The 15,392-nt window shown below is 69.7% G+C and carries 15 protein-coding genes; 6 read left to right on the forward strand and 9 right to left on the reverse strand.

Annotated features, from left to right (window positions below; all coding sequences use genetic code 11):
- The first annotated feature begins 15 nt into the window (after positions 1 to 15).
- Both ABT158_RS38580 and ABT158_RS38585 read left to right on the forward strand, forming a co-directional pair.
- A complete protein-coding gene (locus ABT158_RS38580) occupies positions 16 to 921 on the forward strand; it encodes an ABC transporter ATP-binding protein (RefSeq protein ID WP_352362232.1) in 906 nt (301 codons plus the stop codon).
- Positions 918 to 1,649, forward strand: a complete 732-nt coding sequence (locus tag ABT158_RS38585) for an ABC transporter permease (protein ID WP_352318465.1) — start codon at positions 918 to 920, stop codon at positions 1,647 to 1,649. The genes ABT158_RS38580 and ABT158_RS38585 overlap by 4 nt, the downstream gene beginning before the upstream one ends.
- A gap of 5 nt (positions 1,650 to 1,654) precedes the next feature.
- Here the strand turns inward: ABT158_RS38585 and ABT158_RS38590 are convergent, their stop codons facing one another.
- Complete coding sequence (locus ABT158_RS38590; RefSeq protein WP_352362234.1) at positions 1,655 to 2,566, reverse strand: SMP-30/gluconolactonase/LRE family protein; 912 nt, start codon at positions 2,564 to 2,566, stop codon at positions 1,655 to 1,657.
- Between the two features lie 56 nt (positions 2,567 to 2,622).
- Here ABT158_RS38590 and ABT158_RS38595 point away from each other — a divergent pair, with 56 nt between their 5' ends.
- Both ABT158_RS38595 and soxR read left to right on the forward strand, forming a co-directional pair.
- On the forward strand, positions 2,623 to 3,054 hold the full coding sequence (locus ABT158_RS38595) for an Lrp/AsnC family transcriptional regulator (RefSeq protein WP_352362236.1): 432 nt from the start codon (positions 2,623 to 2,625) through the stop codon (positions 3,052 to 3,054).
- A 9-nt stretch (positions 3,055 to 3,063) separates the two neighbouring features.
- Positions 3,064 to 3,570, forward strand: a complete 507-nt coding sequence (gene soxR / locus ABT158_RS38600) for a redox-sensitive transcriptional activator SoxR (protein WP_352362238.1) — start codon at positions 3,064 to 3,066, stop codon at positions 3,568 to 3,570.
- Here the strand turns inward: soxR and ABT158_RS38605 are convergent.
- Positions 3,536 to 3,991, reverse strand: a complete 456-nt coding sequence (locus ABT158_RS38605) for a universal stress protein (RefSeq protein WP_352362240.1) — start codon at positions 3,989 to 3,991, stop codon at positions 3,536 to 3,538. The two genes, soxR and ABT158_RS38605, sit on opposite strands and share 35 nt — an antisense overlap.
- A gap of 104 nt (positions 3,992 to 4,095) precedes the next feature.
- Positions 4,096 to 8,226: a replicative DNA helicase gene (locus ABT158_RS38610; RefSeq protein ID WP_352362242.1), complete on the reverse strand. Its 4,131-nt coding sequence runs from the start codon at positions 8,224 to 8,226 to the stop codon at positions 4,096 to 4,098.
- 284 nt (positions 8,227 to 8,510) lie between these two features.
- Between ABT158_RS38610 and ABT158_RS38615 the strand changes: the two genes are divergently transcribed.
- Complete coding sequence (locus ABT158_RS38615; protein ID WP_352362244.1) at positions 8,511 to 9,812, forward strand: MATE family efflux transporter; 1,302 nt, start codon at positions 8,511 to 8,513, stop codon at positions 9,810 to 9,812.
- A gap of 122 nt (positions 9,813 to 9,934) precedes the next feature.
- Positions 9,935 to 11,404 (forward strand): APC family permease, encoded by a 1,470-nt coding sequence (locus ABT158_RS38620; RefSeq protein ID WP_352362246.1) that lies wholly within the window; start codon positions 9,935 to 9,937, stop codon positions 11,402 to 11,404.
- Here the strand turns inward: ABT158_RS38620 and ABT158_RS38625 are convergent.
- The 6 genes from ABT158_RS38625 to ABT158_RS38650 form a co-directional block, all read right to left on the reverse strand.
- Positions 11,401 to 12,144 carry an amino acid ABC transporter ATP-binding protein gene (locus ABT158_RS38625; RefSeq protein ID WP_352362248.1) on the reverse strand — a complete coding sequence of 248 codons (744 nt, stop codon included), beginning with the start codon at positions 12,142 to 12,144 and terminating at the stop codon, positions 11,401 to 11,403. The two genes, ABT158_RS38620 and ABT158_RS38625, sit on opposite strands and share 4 nt — an antisense overlap.
- Entirely contained in the window at positions 12,141 to 12,980 is an 840-nt protein-coding gene (locus tag ABT158_RS38630; protein WP_352362250.1) for an amino acid ABC transporter permease, read from the reverse strand. Before ABT158_RS38630 ends, ABT158_RS38625 begins: the two co-directional genes overlap by 4 nt.
- A gap of 17 nt (positions 12,981 to 12,997) precedes the next feature.
- Positions 12,998 to 13,876 carry an ABC transporter substrate-binding protein gene (locus ABT158_RS38635; protein WP_352362252.1) on the reverse strand — a complete coding sequence of 293 codons (879 nt, stop codon included), beginning with the start codon at positions 13,874 to 13,876 and terminating at the stop codon, positions 12,998 to 13,000.
- A 180-nt stretch (positions 13,877 to 14,056) separates the two neighbouring features.
- Complete coding sequence (gene rplI / locus ABT158_RS38640; protein ID WP_352322940.1) at positions 14,057 to 14,503, reverse strand: 50S ribosomal protein L9; 447 nt, start codon at positions 14,501 to 14,503, stop codon at positions 14,057 to 14,059.
- A 14-nt stretch (positions 14,504 to 14,517) separates the two neighbouring features.
- Positions 14,518 to 14,754 (reverse strand): 30S ribosomal protein S18, encoded by a 237-nt coding sequence (gene rpsR, locus ABT158_RS38645; RefSeq protein ID WP_020543048.1) that lies wholly within the window; start codon positions 14,752 to 14,754, stop codon positions 14,518 to 14,520.
- A 63-nt stretch (positions 14,755 to 14,817) separates the two neighbouring features.
- A complete protein-coding gene (locus ABT158_RS38650; RefSeq protein WP_352362255.1) occupies positions 14,818 to 15,375 on the reverse strand; it encodes a single-stranded DNA-binding protein in 558 nt (185 codons plus the stop codon).
- Between the last annotated feature and the right edge of the window lie 17 nt (positions 15,376 to 15,392).

Below are 15,392 nucleotides of genomic sequence, written 5' to 3' on the forward strand. Positions count from 1 at the left end.
CCTAGCGTCGAAGCCATGAAGGTGATCGAAGTGCGGAACCTGCGCAAGCAGTATCCGAACCACCTCGCGGTGGACGACGTGTCTTTCGAGGTCGCCGAGGGCGAGATCTTCGGCATCCTCGGCCCCAACGGCGCCGGCAAGACCACGACCGTGGAGTGCGTGGCGGGCATGCGCCCGGCGGACGGCGGCACCGTACGCGTGGCCGGCCTGGACCCCCGGCGCGACCGCGACGAGCTGCGCCAGGTGCTCGGCATGCAGCTGCAGAGCGCCGCGCTGCCGGAGAAGATCAAGGTCTGGGAGGCCCTGGACCTGTACGCCTCCTTCTACCCCGACCCGGCCGACTGGCGGGAACTGCTCGAACACGTCGGTCTGGCGCACAAGCGGGACGCCGCCTTCAAGAGCCTGTCCGGCGGCCAGCGGCAGCGGCTGTCGGTCGCGCTGGCGCTGGTGGGCCGGCCGCGGGTGGCGGTGCTCGACGAGCTGACCACCGGCCTCGACCCGCAGGCCCGCAGGGACACCTGGGAGCTGATCGAGCAGGTGCGCGACTCGGGCGTGACGATCGTGCTGGTCACCCACTTCATGGAGGAGGCCGAGCGGCTCTGCGACCGGCTCGCGCTCATCGACGCGGGCAAGGTGGTGGCCACCGACACGCCCGCGGGGCTGATCGCCCAGGTCGGGGCCGAGCAGCACGTACGGTTCCGCCCCTCCGGCCCGCTGGACGACGCCGTGCTGCTGGCGCTGCCCGAGGTGCGCGAGGTCGTCCGGCACGGCGGGCAGGTCTCGGTGTCCGGCACCGGCAACCTCGCCCACGTGGTCACGCTGGCCCTGGCGCAGCACCAGATCATCCCCGCCGACCTGCGCATCGAGCAGGCGACCCTGGACGACGCGTTCCTCGCGCTCACCGGAAGGAAGTTGTCATGACGAAGATCCTGCTCGTGGAGGCCAAGCTGCACCTGCGGGACTGGCCGTTCATGATCTTCACCATCGGGTTGCCGGTCGGCCTGCTGCTGGTGCTGGGGCTCAGCGTGCCGGACATGACCAAGCCCGACGCCTCCGGCCTGCGGTCGGTGGACGCCCACATGCCGGCCATGATGACCCTGCTCGCGCTGCTGACGCTGGCCTGCAGCGTGCTGCCCACCGTGCTGGCCGGCTACCGGGAGCAGGGCGTGCTCAGGCGCATGTCCACCACGCCGGTGCATCCCGGACGGCTGCTGACCGTCCAGCTCCTGATCAACCTGACCGTCGGGGCCGTGTCCACGGTCGTGCTGATCGTGGCCGGGATGGCGGCGTTCGGGACGTCGGCGCCCCGGCAGTGGCTCGGGTTCGTGCTCGTCTTCCTGCTCGGCACCGCCGCGCTGATGGCCATCGGCCTGGTGATCGCGGCGCTGGCCCCCAACGGGAAGGCGGCCTCGGGGATCGGGTCGGCGGTGATGTTCCCGCTCATGTTCGTCGGCGGCATGTGGCTGCCGCGCGAGATGATGCCGGACGCCCTGCGCAAGGTCAGCGACTTCTCCGTGGCCGGGCCGTTCGCCCAGGCGCTCAAGGACACCTGGGCGGGGCAGAGCCCCCAGCTTCTGCACCTGGTGGTGATGGCCGCGGGGCTGGCGGTGTTCGGCGGCCTGGCCGTGCGGCTGTTCCGGTGGGAGTAGGGACGTCAGCGGCGGGCCCAGACCGGGCGGGCGCCGGTGACGTTGGTCATCAGGGAGTAGAGCGAGGAGGAGGAGGCGATGAACAGCCGGTTCCTCTTCAGCCCGCCGAACACCAGGTTCGCGGTGAACTCCGGCAGCCTGAGCCGGCCGATCAGGGTGCCGTCGGGGTCGAAACAGAGCAGCGCCTTGCCCGCCGCGGCCCAGACCCGGCCCCGGTCGTCGAGGCGCATGCCGTCGAAGTTGTCGGCCTGGGTGCCCTCGGCGAAGACCCGGCCGCCCGACAGCGTGCCGTCCTCGCGCACCTCGAAGACGCGCAGGTGCCTGGCCCTGGTGTCGGCGACGTACAGCAGCTTCTCGTCGAGGGAGAAGGCCAGGCCGTTGGGGCGGACGAAGTCGTCGGCCACCACGCGCACCTCGCCGGTCACCGGGTCGGCGCGGTAGACGTGGCAGCCGTCGATCTCCTGCTCGGCCACGACGCCCTCGTAGTTGCTGGTGATGCCGTACGGGGGGTCGGTGAACCAGACCGAGCCGTCGGAGCGCACGACCGCGTCGTTGGGGCTGTTGAGGCGCCTGCCCTGCCAGCGGTCGGCGATGACGGTGATCGAGCCGTCGGGCTCGGTGCGGGTGACGCGGCGGTTGCCCTGCTCGCACGAGATCAACCGGCCCTCGCGGTCGAGGGTGTTGCCGTTCGTGTAGCCGGACGGCTGCCGGAACGGGCCCACGGCGCCGGTCATCTCGTCCCAGCGCAGCATGCGCTCGTTGGGGATGTCGCTCCAGACCAGGAAGCGGCCGGCCGGGAAGTAGACCGGGCCCTCGGCCCAACGGGTGCCCGTGTGGAGGCGTTCGATCCGGTCGTCGCCGCCGACCGTGGCGAAGCGCTCGTCCAGAACCTCGAACTCGGTGGGAATCGTGTCCATGACGGCCACCATACGGCATTCGGCCGTCGGCACATTTCACCGGATAGTATTCGGTTATGGATGAGATCGACAGGACGCTGATCGGCCTGCTGCTGGAGGACGCGACGCAGTCGTACGCCGCGCTCGGCAAGGCGGTGGGGCTGTCCAGCGGGGCCGCGCACGAACGCGTACGCAAGCTGCGCGAGCGCGGCGTGATCAGGCGCACCACGATCGAGGTCGACCAGGACGCCCTCGGCCGCACGGTGACCGCCTACGTGCTGGTGGACGGCGCGAGCTGGATGGGCGACAGCGCCGGCCTGCTGGCGCGGATCCCGGCCGTCGAGGAGGCCCACGTCATCGCCGGGCCCGCGTCGCTGCTGCTCAAGGTGCGCACGTCCAGCACCAAGGAGCTCCAGGACGTCCTGCGCCAGATCTTCGAGGTGGACGGCGTGACCGGCACCCAGACCGTCGTCGTGCTGGAGACGTTCTTCGAACGAACCCTCAAGTAAGCTTCAGGTATGGTCGCCTGGAACAGCAGAGAACTGACGGTCGGACAGCTCGCCGAGCGCAGCGGCGTGGCCGTCTCAGCGCTGCACTTCTACGAGACCAAGGGGCTCATCGCCAGCCGCCGCACGGCCGGCAACCAGCGCCGCTACCACCGCGACACGCTGCGCAGGGTCGCCTTCATCCGGCTCTCCCAACGCCTCGGCATCCCCCTCGCGACCATCAAGGACGCGCTCTCCGAGCTGCCCGACGGGCGCACCCCCAACCGCGAGGACTGGGCCAGGCTGTCGGCCGCCTGGCGCGGCGAGCTCGACGACCGCATCGAACAGCTTCAGCGGCTGCGCGACGACCTGACCGACTGCATCGGCTGCGGCTGCCTGTCACTCGACCGGTGCCCGGTGGCCAACCCCCGCGACCGGCTCGGCGAGGAGGGACCGGGCGCCCGTCGCATGGACACCCGGCTGTCCCCACCCAAGGTCTGCTGCGTCACGCCTTCGGCTGCGCAACCGGCGGAACGATGAGCGTCGGCCGGTGGGCGTGGTGCAGCACATGGTTGGACACGCTGCCGAGCAGCACCGACCTGACCCCCGCCAGGCCACGCGAACCGGTCACGATGAGCGAGGCGTCCAGCTCGTCGGCCACGTCGACGATCGTCTTCCAGATGGACTCGTTGTCGGCGACCGCGCGGTAGCTCACCTCGGGCAGCCCGGCGGCGGTGGCCAGCTCGGCGCCCTCCTTGGCGTAGTACTCGGCCTGGGCCTGCCCCTCGGTCTCGGTCTCGGGGGAGATCGCCCCCGCCGCCAGCGGGTGCTTCCTGATCTGCACGAGCAGCGGCTCCCAGACGGTGACGACGACGGCCGGCTGGGCGGCCAGATGCTTGGCGGCGAACTCGATGGCGCTGCGCGAGTCGGCCGAGCCGTCGTAGGCGATCAGGATGGTCATGGCGTTCTCCCCTTTGCTTCAGTCATCGGGTAAAGCGCCCCGATGATCGATCGCCATCCCTTCCGCGCTGTCTGGTTTGTCACACCTTGACCGGGCTTTCACCTTCAGTGCTGGGCCATGTCCACGAAACGGCTGTAGTGCCCCTGGAAGGCCACGGTCACCGTGGCGGTGGGGCCGTTACGGTGCTTGGCCACGATCAGGTCGGCCTCACCGGCCCGGGGGGACTCCCGCTCGTAGGCGTCCTCGCGGTGCAACAGGATGACCATGTCGGCGTCCTGTTCGATGCTGTTGTGCACCGCGATGCCGTTGGCGACGAAGTTGTGGGTGCCGAGGACCGTGGCGTCGAACACCGGCTGATCGCCCAGGCTCTCGATCGATGCGACCTCGTCCCAGAACACGTCGTTCGTCGCCAGCATCTCCATGTCGGCGTCGTCGAGGATCGAAGCCACCTTGCCCAGACGTTCCCGGCTCGGCGCGTGCTTCCCCAACGTGCTGCCGCAGAACTGGGTGCCGAGCCGGGCGGAGAACTCCCGGTGAGTCGTGCCGCGCTCCGACAGCACGCCGCGCACGCGGTCCCAGATCTCGCGGGGAACCGTGTCCAGATTGGTGTTGCCCTTGATCTCCCGCAGCCGGCCCGCGGACGCGTCCGCCTGCGCCGACCGCTCGCCGTGCACGCCCACCTCGTCCAGGAACCGCAGCTGGTTCTCGGCACCGTAGACGACCAACTGGTATCCGGGCCTGTGGCCGTCCTTCCGCACCTCCTTCACGCGGGTCATCACGTTGAACCGGAGGAGCAGCCGAGCCACGTCGTCGACCAGCCTGCGGCTCGTCGAGGCGTAGTAGATCCTCGACTGACCGCTCTTCGCGTCCCACCACACACAGCCATCGGTGGCCCACAGGTGCCGCAGGAACAGCGCGATCTGCTTCTTGGGCAGGGAGAAGACTCCATCAGGGACGAACTTCTCATGGCTCCGCGACCCGAAGAGCCCCAAGCCGTCCAGCCAGGCGGCGACGGGGTTGCGCCTGCCGTGAGTCAGCCGGTGGGGAGCCGGCAACCTCAAGGTGGTGACCCGTGCGGCAGCGTACTCATCGCGGACGGCACTGATCCCGAAGTGCTCGGCCGCCCGCGTCACCGCCGTCAGGCAGGCCTCGTCCGTGCTCGCGTAGCGGATCGGCTGACGCTCGACGAAGGAGCCGTCGCCGATCATGTGCGCGAGCAGCACGATCTCCGCCTCCGGCCACTCCTGGAGGCCCTGCGGGGCCGGAACGTGGCGTGGGACCGCCAGCCTGGACCCGGTGGTCAGCTCACCCAGCGGCCGCCAGCCGTCGTAGGTCAGGAAGGGGTGGTTCGCGGTGGCCTCGATCTCACGTCCGGAGCGCAGACGCAGGCGGAAGACCTCCTTGACCCCGCTCGGGAAGGCGTGTGTCATCGTGCGCGGCACGAGCCGCAGCCGTTCGTCGAGCGACCACACCGGGATGTCGCGCGCGCCGCTCTCCAGCAGTTCGCCGATCGACACCTCGGCGCCGGTGTCGGCGCGCATGATGCGGGTGGCGGCGGTCAGGCAGCCCGACTCGCGAAGGTCGCTGACCGCCGGCCGCTTGTCCGTGCGCTGCTCGGGGCCTCGGTTCAGCTGCGAGATGGCGATGACCGGCACCTCCAGCTCCTTGGCCAGCAGCTTGATCGCACGGGAGATCTCCGAGACCTCGTTCTGGCGGCTCTCGGTCTTCTTCGGCGAGCTCATGAGCTGGAGGTAGTCGATGACCACGAACCGCAGGTCGTTGCGCTGTTTGAGCCGCCGGCACTTGGCCCGGATCTCCATCATCGACATGTTGGGCGAGTCGTCGATGAACAGTGGCGCCTCGGCCACCTCGCTCATCCTGCGCGCGAGACGGGTCCAGTCGTCGTCGCCCATCATGCCCGAGCGCATGGCGTGCAGGGCGACCCTGGCCTCGGCGGACAGCAGACGCATGGTGATCTCGTTGCGGGACATCTCCAGCGAGAAGATGACGGTGGTCATTCCATGCTTGATCGCCGCAGACCGTGCGAAGTCGAGGCCCAACGTGCTGTTGTGGGTGGGAATGCAGGCCCGGCCGGCCAGGTACATGTGGTCCGCGTTGTCGACCTCGACGCAGCGCACCGGACGGCTCTCGATCTTCCGAACATCGACGATGTAGCGGACCAGAGTCTTGGGATGGGTGGCGCCGACCTGCCTGTCGGCCTTCCTCGGCAGCCGGAAGACCTTGTCGGAGGTGGTGAAATCGATCATGTAGCAGGTCGAGCTCTCCTCGGACCTGCCTCTGACCGGCTTGGTGCGCATGGTGGCCTTGTAGCCGAGGCTCAGCACCAGCTCGTGCACGTCGGCGGCGAGGCGCTTGCTGGTGACGGCGAACTGGATCTGCCCCGCGGCGCTGACGTAACCGTCGGAGTCGAGCAGCCCGGCCAGCAGGGCTCGTCGTTGCCCCTCGGAGGCCCGCAGGTAGCTCGCGGGGATGTGCTTGTCACCGAGAACGCCAAGAGTACGAAGGATGCCCTGGACGGTGCCGTGTTCGAGATGGCAGGCCTGACACCGCCGCAGCCCGCTTGATCGGCCGCCGCAGTCGGGACACGTGGGCGCGGCCACCGGCTCGGAGAGCGACCGGACCCTCGCGCCGCAGCTCCTTCCACAGGTGCGGACCTGCGAGGTCTTGGGCACGAACCCGGCGCCGCACACCACGCATGCCCGCCGGGACGGCGGCGGCTCCGGAAGGGTCATCTGGTAGGAGATCGAGGAGCCCACGCGGGTGACCCGGACCCCCTCGGCCTCGATGTTCTCGATGATCTCCGGGTCCATGGTCGAGAACCGCGCGGCCGCGCTGTGGCCGTCGCCCAGCCACACGCCGAGCACGTACGGGGACAGCGGAAGCTCCCGCTCCTCCAGCGCGAACGGCGCGGCCACCGCCACCGCGTGGTTGGGCCGCCGGTCGGCGGTCGCGCAGCGGAGGGTGGCGGCGATCTCCTCCGTCGTCACGACCTGCTGGTGCTCCGCGGTGGTGGCGGCGTTCTTCGGTGTGGTGATCCGCGTGTACAGAGCGCTGTAGAGCTCGCCCGCCCGATAGGCAGGGGCGTGCCAGGAGTAGCTCCTGATCGGGCCGCCCACGGCGGTGAGGACCTTCTCCATCGGGCCCACCTGCCGCTGGACGGTGTGGAGGACGTTGCGGAACTCCTCCCCCACGGTCTCAAGGGCCTCGCGATGCGTCACCAGCCGGTCGGGATGCCCGGACGCCGCGTGGCGGGCCCCTTCGACCCGCCGGACCACCTCCGCCGTCCAGTGGAAGGACGGCTGCGTGCCGGCCGCCTTCCTGGCCGCGCGCGTGGACGTACGCCACTGGTGCTGGGCGTCCGCGACGATCACCGTGCCGTCGCTGAACTCCACCTCGTAACACGGCCTGTCGTGCATCACGCCGGTCGCCGCGACGACCCTGGTCGGCCTGCCGTCGGCGCCGATCAGCTCGTCGCCGACCTCGACCTCGCCCATCGTCGTCCAGCCGGTCGGCGTGGGCAGCGGAGTGTCCAGGGCCAGCGCCTTGCCGATGGCCGGGCGGGCGGCCACGACGATCATCTGGCCTGGGTGGAGGCCGTTGGTGAGCTGGTCGAGGTCCTGGAAGCCGGTCGGGACGCCGACCATCTGGCCGCCGCGGCTGCCGATGGCCTCCAGCTCGTCGAGGGCGCCCGGCATGATGTCGGCCAGCGGCGCGTAGTCTTCCGACGTGCGGCGCTCGGTGACCTTGTAGATCTCCGCCTGGGCGCGGTCGACGAGGTCGTCGACCTCCTCGTTCTGGCCGCCGTAGCCGAAGGAGACGATGCGGGTGCCGGCCTCGATGAGGCGACGCAGGATCGCCTGCTCGCGCACGATCTTGGCGTAGTAGCCGGCGTTGGCGGCCGTGGGGACGACCGCCGTGAGCGTGTGGAGGTATGCGGCGCCGCCCACCCGGGCCATCTCGCCGCGCTTCTGCAGCTCGTCGAAGACGGTGACGGCGTCGGCGGGCTCACCGCGGCCGTAGAGGTCGGTGATGACGTCGTAGACCATCTGGTGGGCGGGCCGGTAGAAGTCGTCGGACCGCAGGATCTCGACGACGTCGGCGATGGCGTCCTTGGACAGCAGCATGCCGCCGAGCACCGACTGCTCGGCCTCGATGTTGTGCGGCGGGGTGCGCTCGAAACCGGGGCCTCCGCCGCCCTCTTCGTCAATGCTCACCGCGCCCCCTCGAACAACCTCGCAGGCGGTCGCACCACCCCCACTTGTAGCCGACCGGTGTGACAGTTTCGCTCGTTCGGCGCGTGAGGGCAACGCGGCCTGTGGACAACGCTGTGGGTGAGCTGTGCACTATCGCGCTCAGGGTGTGAAAGCTCTGTGGACGAGCCTGGGGATAACTCTTTCGGATATGCACCGATCATCGTCTGACCTGGGCAAACAGTGTCCACCGACTGTGGAGGAAAGAAAGTTGGCCCGACACGCCGTGTAATGGCCATAATAGACAAATGCCCATTACACCCCGGGACCGGGAGATTCTGCGGCTCGCGCTGCCGGCGTTCGGTGCGCTGGTCGCCGAGCCGCTCTTCCTGCTCGCCGACTACGCCATCGTCGGCCACGGCCTCGGCACCACCGCCGTGGGCGCGCTGGGCGTGGCGGGGGCCGTCCTGGCGACGCTGGTGAACCTCTGCGTCTTCCTGGCGTACGGCACGACGGCGTCCGTGGCGCGGCAGAGCGGCGCCGGCAACCACGGGCGGGCCATGCGCAACGGCGTGGACGGCATCTGGCTCGCCCTGGCCATCGGCGTCGTGCTCATCGCCCTGGGCTGGCCGCTCGCCCCGGCCATGGTGGACCTGTTCGGCGCCGGTCCCGACCAGGCCGCGCTGGCCGTGACGTACCTGCGGATCAGCCTGCTCGGCGCGCCCGGCATGCTGGTCGTGCTGGCGGGCACCGGGGTGCTGCGCGGCCTTCAGGACACCGTCACGCCGCTGGTGGTGGCCGTGGGCTCGTTCGCGCTGAACGCGGCGCTGAACGCCTGGTTCGTGCTCGGGCTGCATTGGGGCATCGCCGGGTCCGCGTGGGGCACCACGCTGGCCCAGACGCTGGGCGCGGCCGTCTACCTGGTCGTGGTGGTCCGGGGCGCCCGACGGCTCGGCACACCGCTCATGCCCGACCTGGCGGGCGTCCGGCAGGCCGGTACGGCCGGTTTCGCGCTGCTCATCCGTACGGTGTGCCTGCGGATCGTGCTCATCGTGGGCACGGTGGTCGCCACCAGGATGGGCCAGGCCGAACTGGCCGCGTACGCCATCGCCGGCCAGGTGTGGAACCTGATGGCCTTCGCCCTGGACGCGATCGCGATCGCCGGCCAGGCCATCACCGGACGCTCGCTCGGCGCCGGGGACACGGTCGCCACCAGGGCCGCGACCAGGCGGATGATGCAGTGGGGCCTGTGGTCGGGCCTGGCGCTCGGCGTGGTGGTCGTGGCGGCCAGGCCGCTGCTGCCCGGCCTGTTCGGCGCCGACCCGGCCGTGACCGGTGAGCTGCTGGCCGTGTTGTGGCCGGTCGCGCTGTTCCAGCCGATCTGCGGGGTGGTGTTCGTGCTCGACGGCGTGCTCATCGGCGCGGGCGACCAGCGCTACCTGGCCTGGGCGGGGGTGTGGACGACGCTGGCGTACCTGCCGGCGGCGTTCCTGGCCGCCGGGTTCGGCGTGGTGGCGCTCTGGTGCGCGCTCGGGGTGTGGATGGTCGCCCGGTTGGTCACCCTCGGGCGGCGCGCGGCCGGCACGGCCTGGCTGGTGACCGGCGCGTAGCCGATCCGACCGGCCGCGTCCCCCCTGCGGACGCCCGGACGCCGGGTCACCGTAATCGTCCTGTGCTTGCCGTTGTCCAAGTGGTGAGACAGAGTGGGCGAGTTCCCTGAGCGGGGTGTTCCGTGTCCACGATTCTTCGACGACTGCCACCGTCAGAGGCGACCGGGTTACGCACCGGCGCCCGGCACAGCCTGTCCGAGGTCTACCGCCCGGCCGACCTCGTCGTTCTCGGTCTCGGTGTGATCATCGGCGCCGGCATCTTCAGCATCGCCGGCGAGCAGGCCCACACCATGGCCGGTCCCGGCGTGATCCTGTCGTTCATGATCGCCGGCATCGCGTGCCTGCTCGCCTGCCTGTGCTACGCCGAGCTGTCGTCCACGATGCCGACGTCGGGCAGCGCCTACACCTTCACGTACGTCATCTTCGGCGAGGTCTGGGCCTGGATCATCGGCTGGGCGCTGATCCTGGAGCTGCAGTTCGCCGCCGCGGTGGTGGCCAGGGCGTGGGCGTCCATCGCGGTCAAGGCGGTCGCCGACTTCGGCGTGCGGGTGCCTCAACGTGTGGACGACGTGCTCGTCCTGGTCATCCTGGTGCTGCTCACGGGCATCGTGGCCCTCGGCGCGCGGGTGGGGCTCCGGGCACTGTGGATCATGGTGTCGGCCAAGCTGCTGGCCATCGGGGCGGTCATCGTCGTGGGCCTGACCCACATCGACGTGGCCAACTACGGCGACTTCTACGTCGAGCCCGAGGCCCTGCCCGTCCGCCCGCAGACCGTCATCGAGGTCTTCGCCGGGCACGGCATGGCCTTCGGCTGGTTCGGCGTCTTCGCCGCGGCCTCGGCGATCGCGTTCGCCTACATCGGCTTCGACATCGTCGCGACCTCGGCCGAGGAGAGCGTCAACGCGCCGAAGTCCGTGCCCAAGGGCATGATCCGCAGCCTGGTGATCGCCACGGTCATCTATCTGGCGGTCGCGCTGGTCATGGTGGGCATGGTGTCGTACACGAAGATCAGCGGGGACGCGCCGCTGTCCAGCGCGTTCCGTGCCGTGGGCGTGGACTGGATGGTGCACGTCATCGACGCGGGGGCGGTGCTCGGGCTGACCACCGTGATCCTGGTACTGATCGTGGGTCAGACGCGGGTGCTGTTCTCGATGGCCCGCGACGGGCTGATCCCGCGCGGCCTGGCCACGGTCAGCCGCAAGTACCACACCCCGTCGCGGGTGACGCTGGTGATCGGGTGCATCGCGATCGTGCTGGCCGAGTTCGTCCCGGTGCTCACCATGCAGGAACTGGTCGTCATCGGGACGCTGTTCGCGTTCCTGTTCGTGGCGGCGGGCGTGATCGTGATGCGGCGGCGCATGCCGCACCTGGAACGCGGCTTCCGCGTGCCACTCTCGCCGCTGCTGCCCGCGCTGTCGCTGGTCGCCACGCTGTGGCTGATGCTCAACCTGCGCCTGCTCACCTGGGCGTGGTTCGTCCTGTGGATGGCCTTCGGCCTGCTGGTCTACCTTCTGTACGGCCGCCGCAACAGCCTGCTGGCCACCCCGCGGGACACCCCGGCCGAACACGGCCGGGGCCGCCACCGCCGCTAGAGGCGTCCGGATTCGAGCACGCTGCGCAGGAACTCCCTGGTCCGCGGCTGCTCCGGCGCGGCGAAGATCTTCTCCGGCGGGCCCTTCTCCACCAGCACCCCGCCGTCGAGGAAGCACACGGTGTCGGAGATGTCGCGGCAGAAGCTCATCTCGTGGGTCGTGAGGATCATCGTCATCCCCGACTCCTTGAGCTCCCTGACGATGCCCAGCACCTCCACCACCAGCTGGGGGTCGAGCGCCGAGGTGACCTCGTCGAGCAGCATCAGCCTGGGCTGCATGGCCAGCGCCCGGATGACCGCGACCCGCTGCTGCTGCCCGCCCGACAGCTGGTCGGGGTACGCGCCGGACTTGGCCGCCAGCCCGAACCTGGCCAGCAGCTCGTGCGCCTGCTCCTCGGCCTGCTCCTTGGACGTCCCGAGCACCCGCCGCGGCGCCAGCGTGACGTTGTCGAGCACGCTCATGTGCGGGAACAGGTTGAACGCCTGGAAGACGATGCCGAGCCGCTTGCGCACGTCGTCGACGTCCACGCGGGGGTCGGTGATCTCCTGGCCGTCGAGGTGGATGGCGCCGTCGTCGACGGTCTCCAGCAGGTTCACGCAGCGCAGGAGGGTGGACTTGCCCGACCCGGACGCGCCGATCAGGCTGACGACCTCGTGCGGCTGCACCTCGAGGTCGATCCCGCGCAGCACGCTGTGGCCGTGGAAGTTCTTCCACACCCCTTCGATGGTCAGCAGGCTCATGCGCCACGCCTCCTGCGCGTACGGGCGGCCAGGTGGTCGGTGAACCTGGCCATAGGGATCGTGAGCAGGATGAACACCAGCGAGGCGACCAGGTAGGGGGTGTAGTTGAACTTGCTGGTGGCGATGATCTGGGCCTGCCTGAGGGCCTCCAGCGGCCCGATGGTGGCCACCAGCGCGGTGTCCTTCTGCAGCGAGACGAAGTCGTTGAGCAGCGGCGGCACGACCCGGCGGGTGGCCTGCGGCAGCACCACGAACCGCATGGCCTTGAAGTGGCTCAGGCCCAGCGAGCGGGCGGCGGCGATCTGGCTCGGATGCACCGACTCGATGCCGGAGCGGAACACCTCGGCCACGTACGCGCCGTACGACAGCGTCAGTGCGATCACGCCCAGCGTCGCCAGGTCGGTCGGGATGCCCTGCAACCGCAGCGCGGGCAGCCCGAACCCGATGAGGTAGATGACCAGGATCGTCGGCACGCCGCGGAAGACGTCGGTGTACAGCGTGGCCAGGGCCCTGATCGGGAAGAACGCGGGCGCGGTGATGCCCCTGGCCAGCGCCACCAGCAGCCCGACGATCAGGATCAGCGGCTCGGCGATCAGGAACATCTTGACGTTGAGCAGGAACCCTTCCAGCACCTTGGGCAGCGCGGCGACGAACCACTCGGGCGCGAAGAACGCCTCCTGGACCCGGGGCCAGCCGGGCGAGTTCGTGACCGGGACGGCGACCAGGACGACGAACACGATCGTCGAGGCCGTCGCGATCGAGGCCGAGCGGCGCGCCCGCGACCTGCGGACGCGCTCGCGCTCAAGCTGCCGTTGCGAGGGGACGTGCTCGCTCACGGGCTCACTGGTCGGGCTCACGACAGTTCGGGCGCGCCCGCCGCCGAGCCCAGCCACTCCTGCTCGATCTTCGCCAGCTCACCCTTCGACTTCAGCGAGTCGACGGCCTTGTCGAGGCAGGGCTTGAGCGCGCTGCCCTTCTCCATGACCAGCCCGAACTCCTCCGGCGTGCCGCCGGTCGAGCTGAACTGGCCGACGATCTTGGAGTTCTCCACCTGCGCGGCCGTCACGTAGAACGCGGTGGGCACGTCGACGACGATCGCGTCCACCTGCTTGTTCTTCAGCGCGTTCACGGCGTCGACCTGGTCGTTGTAGACGTTGGGCTCGGCGGACGGCTTGATCACGTCCTTGACGCCGGCCAGCGACGTCGTGCCCACCTGGACGCCGAACTTGGCGTCCTTGAGCTCGGCCAGGCTCTTGGCCTCGGCGAACTTGCTGCCCTTGATCGCCACGACGGCCTGCTTGACCGTGTAGTAGCCCTTGCTGAAGTCGACCGCCTTGGCGCGGTCGGGGTTGATCGAGACCTGGTTGACGTCGAAGTCGAACTGCTTGGCCCCGGGCGCGAACGCGGAGTCGAACTTGACCGTGCTCCACTCCACCTCGGTCCGGTCGAAGCCGAGCTCACCGGCCACCGCGAACGCCACCGCGCTCTCGAACCCCTGGCCGTTGCTCGGGTCGTCGTCCTTGAACCACGGCTCGTAGGCCGGCTTGTCGGTGCCGACGGTCAGCTTGCCGCCGTTGACGAGCTTGAGCTGGTCCTTGGCGCAGGCGTCGGCCGCCGCGGAGCCGGTCGGGGCGGAACCGGTCGCCGTGGCGGCCGGTTGGTCGGCCGGGGCACATGCGACGGCCCCTACCGCGAGCACACCGATCGCAAGCAGCATCGTGGAACGGGCCATGGCAGAGCCTCCAGGGGGAAACACACACAAAGAACGCAGGCATTCTACGCGGCCCCGATAGGAATTAAGTGCGCAGGTCACCAGGGCAGCCGGTCCCGCAGGGAACGCGCCGCCGTGGCGGCCGCCCCCGGAACGCGAAAAAGCCCCCCTCCTGGCGGAGAGGGGCTTGATCAGCGTTCGTCAGCCGGCCACGACGTCGACGTCGACGGACGCCGACACCTCGGGGTGGAGCTTGACGGTGATCTTGTGCGACCCGACGCTCTTGATCGGGTTGCGGATCTCGATGCGACGGCGGTCGAGGATCGGGCCACCGGCCGCCTTGACGGCGTCGGCGATGTCGCCCGTGGTGATCGAGCCGAACAGCCGGCCCGACTCGCCCGCGCGGGTGGACAGCCGCACGCGCAGGGCGCCGAGCTGGCCGGCGACCTCCTTGGCGGTGCCGAGGTCGCGGATCTCGCGAGCGTCGCGAGCCTTCTTGATGGTCTCGATCTGGCGCTCGGCGCCACGCGTCCAGCGCATGGCGTAGCCGCGCGGGATGAGGTAGTTACGGCCGTAGCCGTCCTTGACCTCGACGACGTCGCCAGGGGCGCCGAGGCCGGAGACCTCGTTGGTGAGGATGAGCTTCATGTCGACAGACCTCCTTAGCGCGCGGTGCTCGTGTAAGGCAGCAGAGCCACCTCACGGGCGTTCTTGATCGCGGTCGCCACGTCGCGCTGGTGCTGGGTGCAGTTGCCCGTCACCCGGCGCGCACGGATCTTGCCGCGGTCGGAGATGAACTTCCGCAGCAGCGCCGTGTCCTTGTAGTCGACGTATGAGATCTTGTCGTGGCAGAACAGGCAAACCTTCTTCTTGGGCTTGCGCAGTGCCGGCTTAGCCATCGTGGTGCTCCTCTCAGAGCCCCGCCTTTCGGGCGGGAATGGACTCGGGCTTGTGGACAGGTGTTAGAAAGGCGGTTCGTCGCTGAAGTCGTTGCCGCCGCCGAAGCCGCCGCCCTGGTTGCCGCCACCGCCGCCGAAGCCGCCGCCGCCGCCCTGGTAGCCGCCGCCCTGGGGCGGGGCGGGCGAGGCAGAGGCCCACGGGTCGTCGGCGGGACCGCCGCCGAAGCCGCCGCCACCACCGCCGCCACCCTGGCGGGTGGTGCGGTTGACCTTGGCCGTGGCGTTGCGCAGGGACGGGCCGACCTCGTCGACCTCGACCTCATAGACCGTGCGCTTCTCGCCTTCCTTGGTCTCGTAAGACCGTTGCTTGAGCCGCCCCTGCACGATGACCCGCATGCCGCGCTGGAGGCTCTCGGCGGCGTTCTCCGCCGCCTGCCGCCACACGTTGCAGGTCAGGAAGAGGCTTTCGCCATCCTTCCACTCGTTGGTCTGGCGATCCATGAACCGCGGAGTGGACGCGATGCGGAATCGAGCCACCGCTTGACCCGTCGGGGTGAAGCGCAGCTCCGGGTCGTCGACAAGATTGCCGACGATGGTGATTACGGTGTCGCCTGCTGCCATGGCTAGCGCTCGCCTTC

The sequence above is a fragment of the Nonomuraea sp. NPDC001636 genome (genome assembly GCF_040298265.1).
Classification (GTDB): Bacteria; Actinomycetota; Actinomycetes; order Streptosporangiales; family Streptosporangiaceae; genus Nonomuraea.

Bases quoted from the DNA above. Each gene is read 5' to 3' on its own strand.
- ABT158_RS38605 (WP_352362240.1), bottom strand. From the start codon at position 3,991: ATGACCATCCTGATCGCCTACGACGGCTCGGCCGACTCGCGCAGCGCC.
- rplI (WP_352322940.1), bottom strand. From the start codon at position 14,503: ATGAAGCTCATCCTCACCAACGAGGTCTCCGGCCTCGGCGCCCCTGGC.
- ABT158_RS38590 (WP_352362234.1), bottom strand. From the start codon at position 2,566: ATGGACACGATTCCCACCGAGTTCGAGGTTCTGGACGAGCGCTTCGCC.
- rpsR (WP_020543048.1), bottom strand. From the start codon at position 14,754: ATGGCTAAGCCGGCACTGCGCAAGCCCAAGAAGAAGGTTTGCCTGTTC.
- ABT158_RS38635 (WP_352362252.1), bottom strand. From the start codon at position 13,876: ATGGCCCGTTCCACGATGCTGCTTGCGATCGGTGTGCTCGCGGTAGGG.
- ABT158_RS38615 (WP_352362244.1), top strand. From the start codon at position 8,511: ATGCCCATTACACCCCGGGACCGGGAGATTCTGCGGCTCGCGCTGCCG.
- soxR (WP_352362238.1), top strand. From the start codon at position 3,064: ATGGTCGCCTGGAACAGCAGAGAACTGACGGTCGGACAGCTCGCCGAG.
- ABT158_RS38580 (WP_352362232.1), top strand. From the start codon at position 16: ATGAAGGTGATCGAAGTGCGGAACCTGCGCAAGCAGTATCCGAACCAC.
- ABT158_RS38625 (WP_352362248.1), bottom strand. From the start codon at position 12,144: ATGAGCCTGCTGACCATCGAAGGGGTGTGGAAGAACTTCCACGGCCAC.
- ABT158_RS38595 (WP_352362236.1), top strand. From the start codon at position 2,623: ATGGATGAGATCGACAGGACGCTGATCGGCCTGCTGCTGGAGGACGCG.
- ABT158_RS38650 (WP_352362255.1), bottom strand. From the start codon at position 15,375: ATGGCAGCAGGCGACACCGTAATCACCATCGTCGGCAATCTTGTCGAC.
- ABT158_RS38585 (WP_352318465.1), top strand. From the start codon at position 918: ATGACGAAGATCCTGCTCGTGGAGGCCAAGCTGCACCTGCGGGACTGG.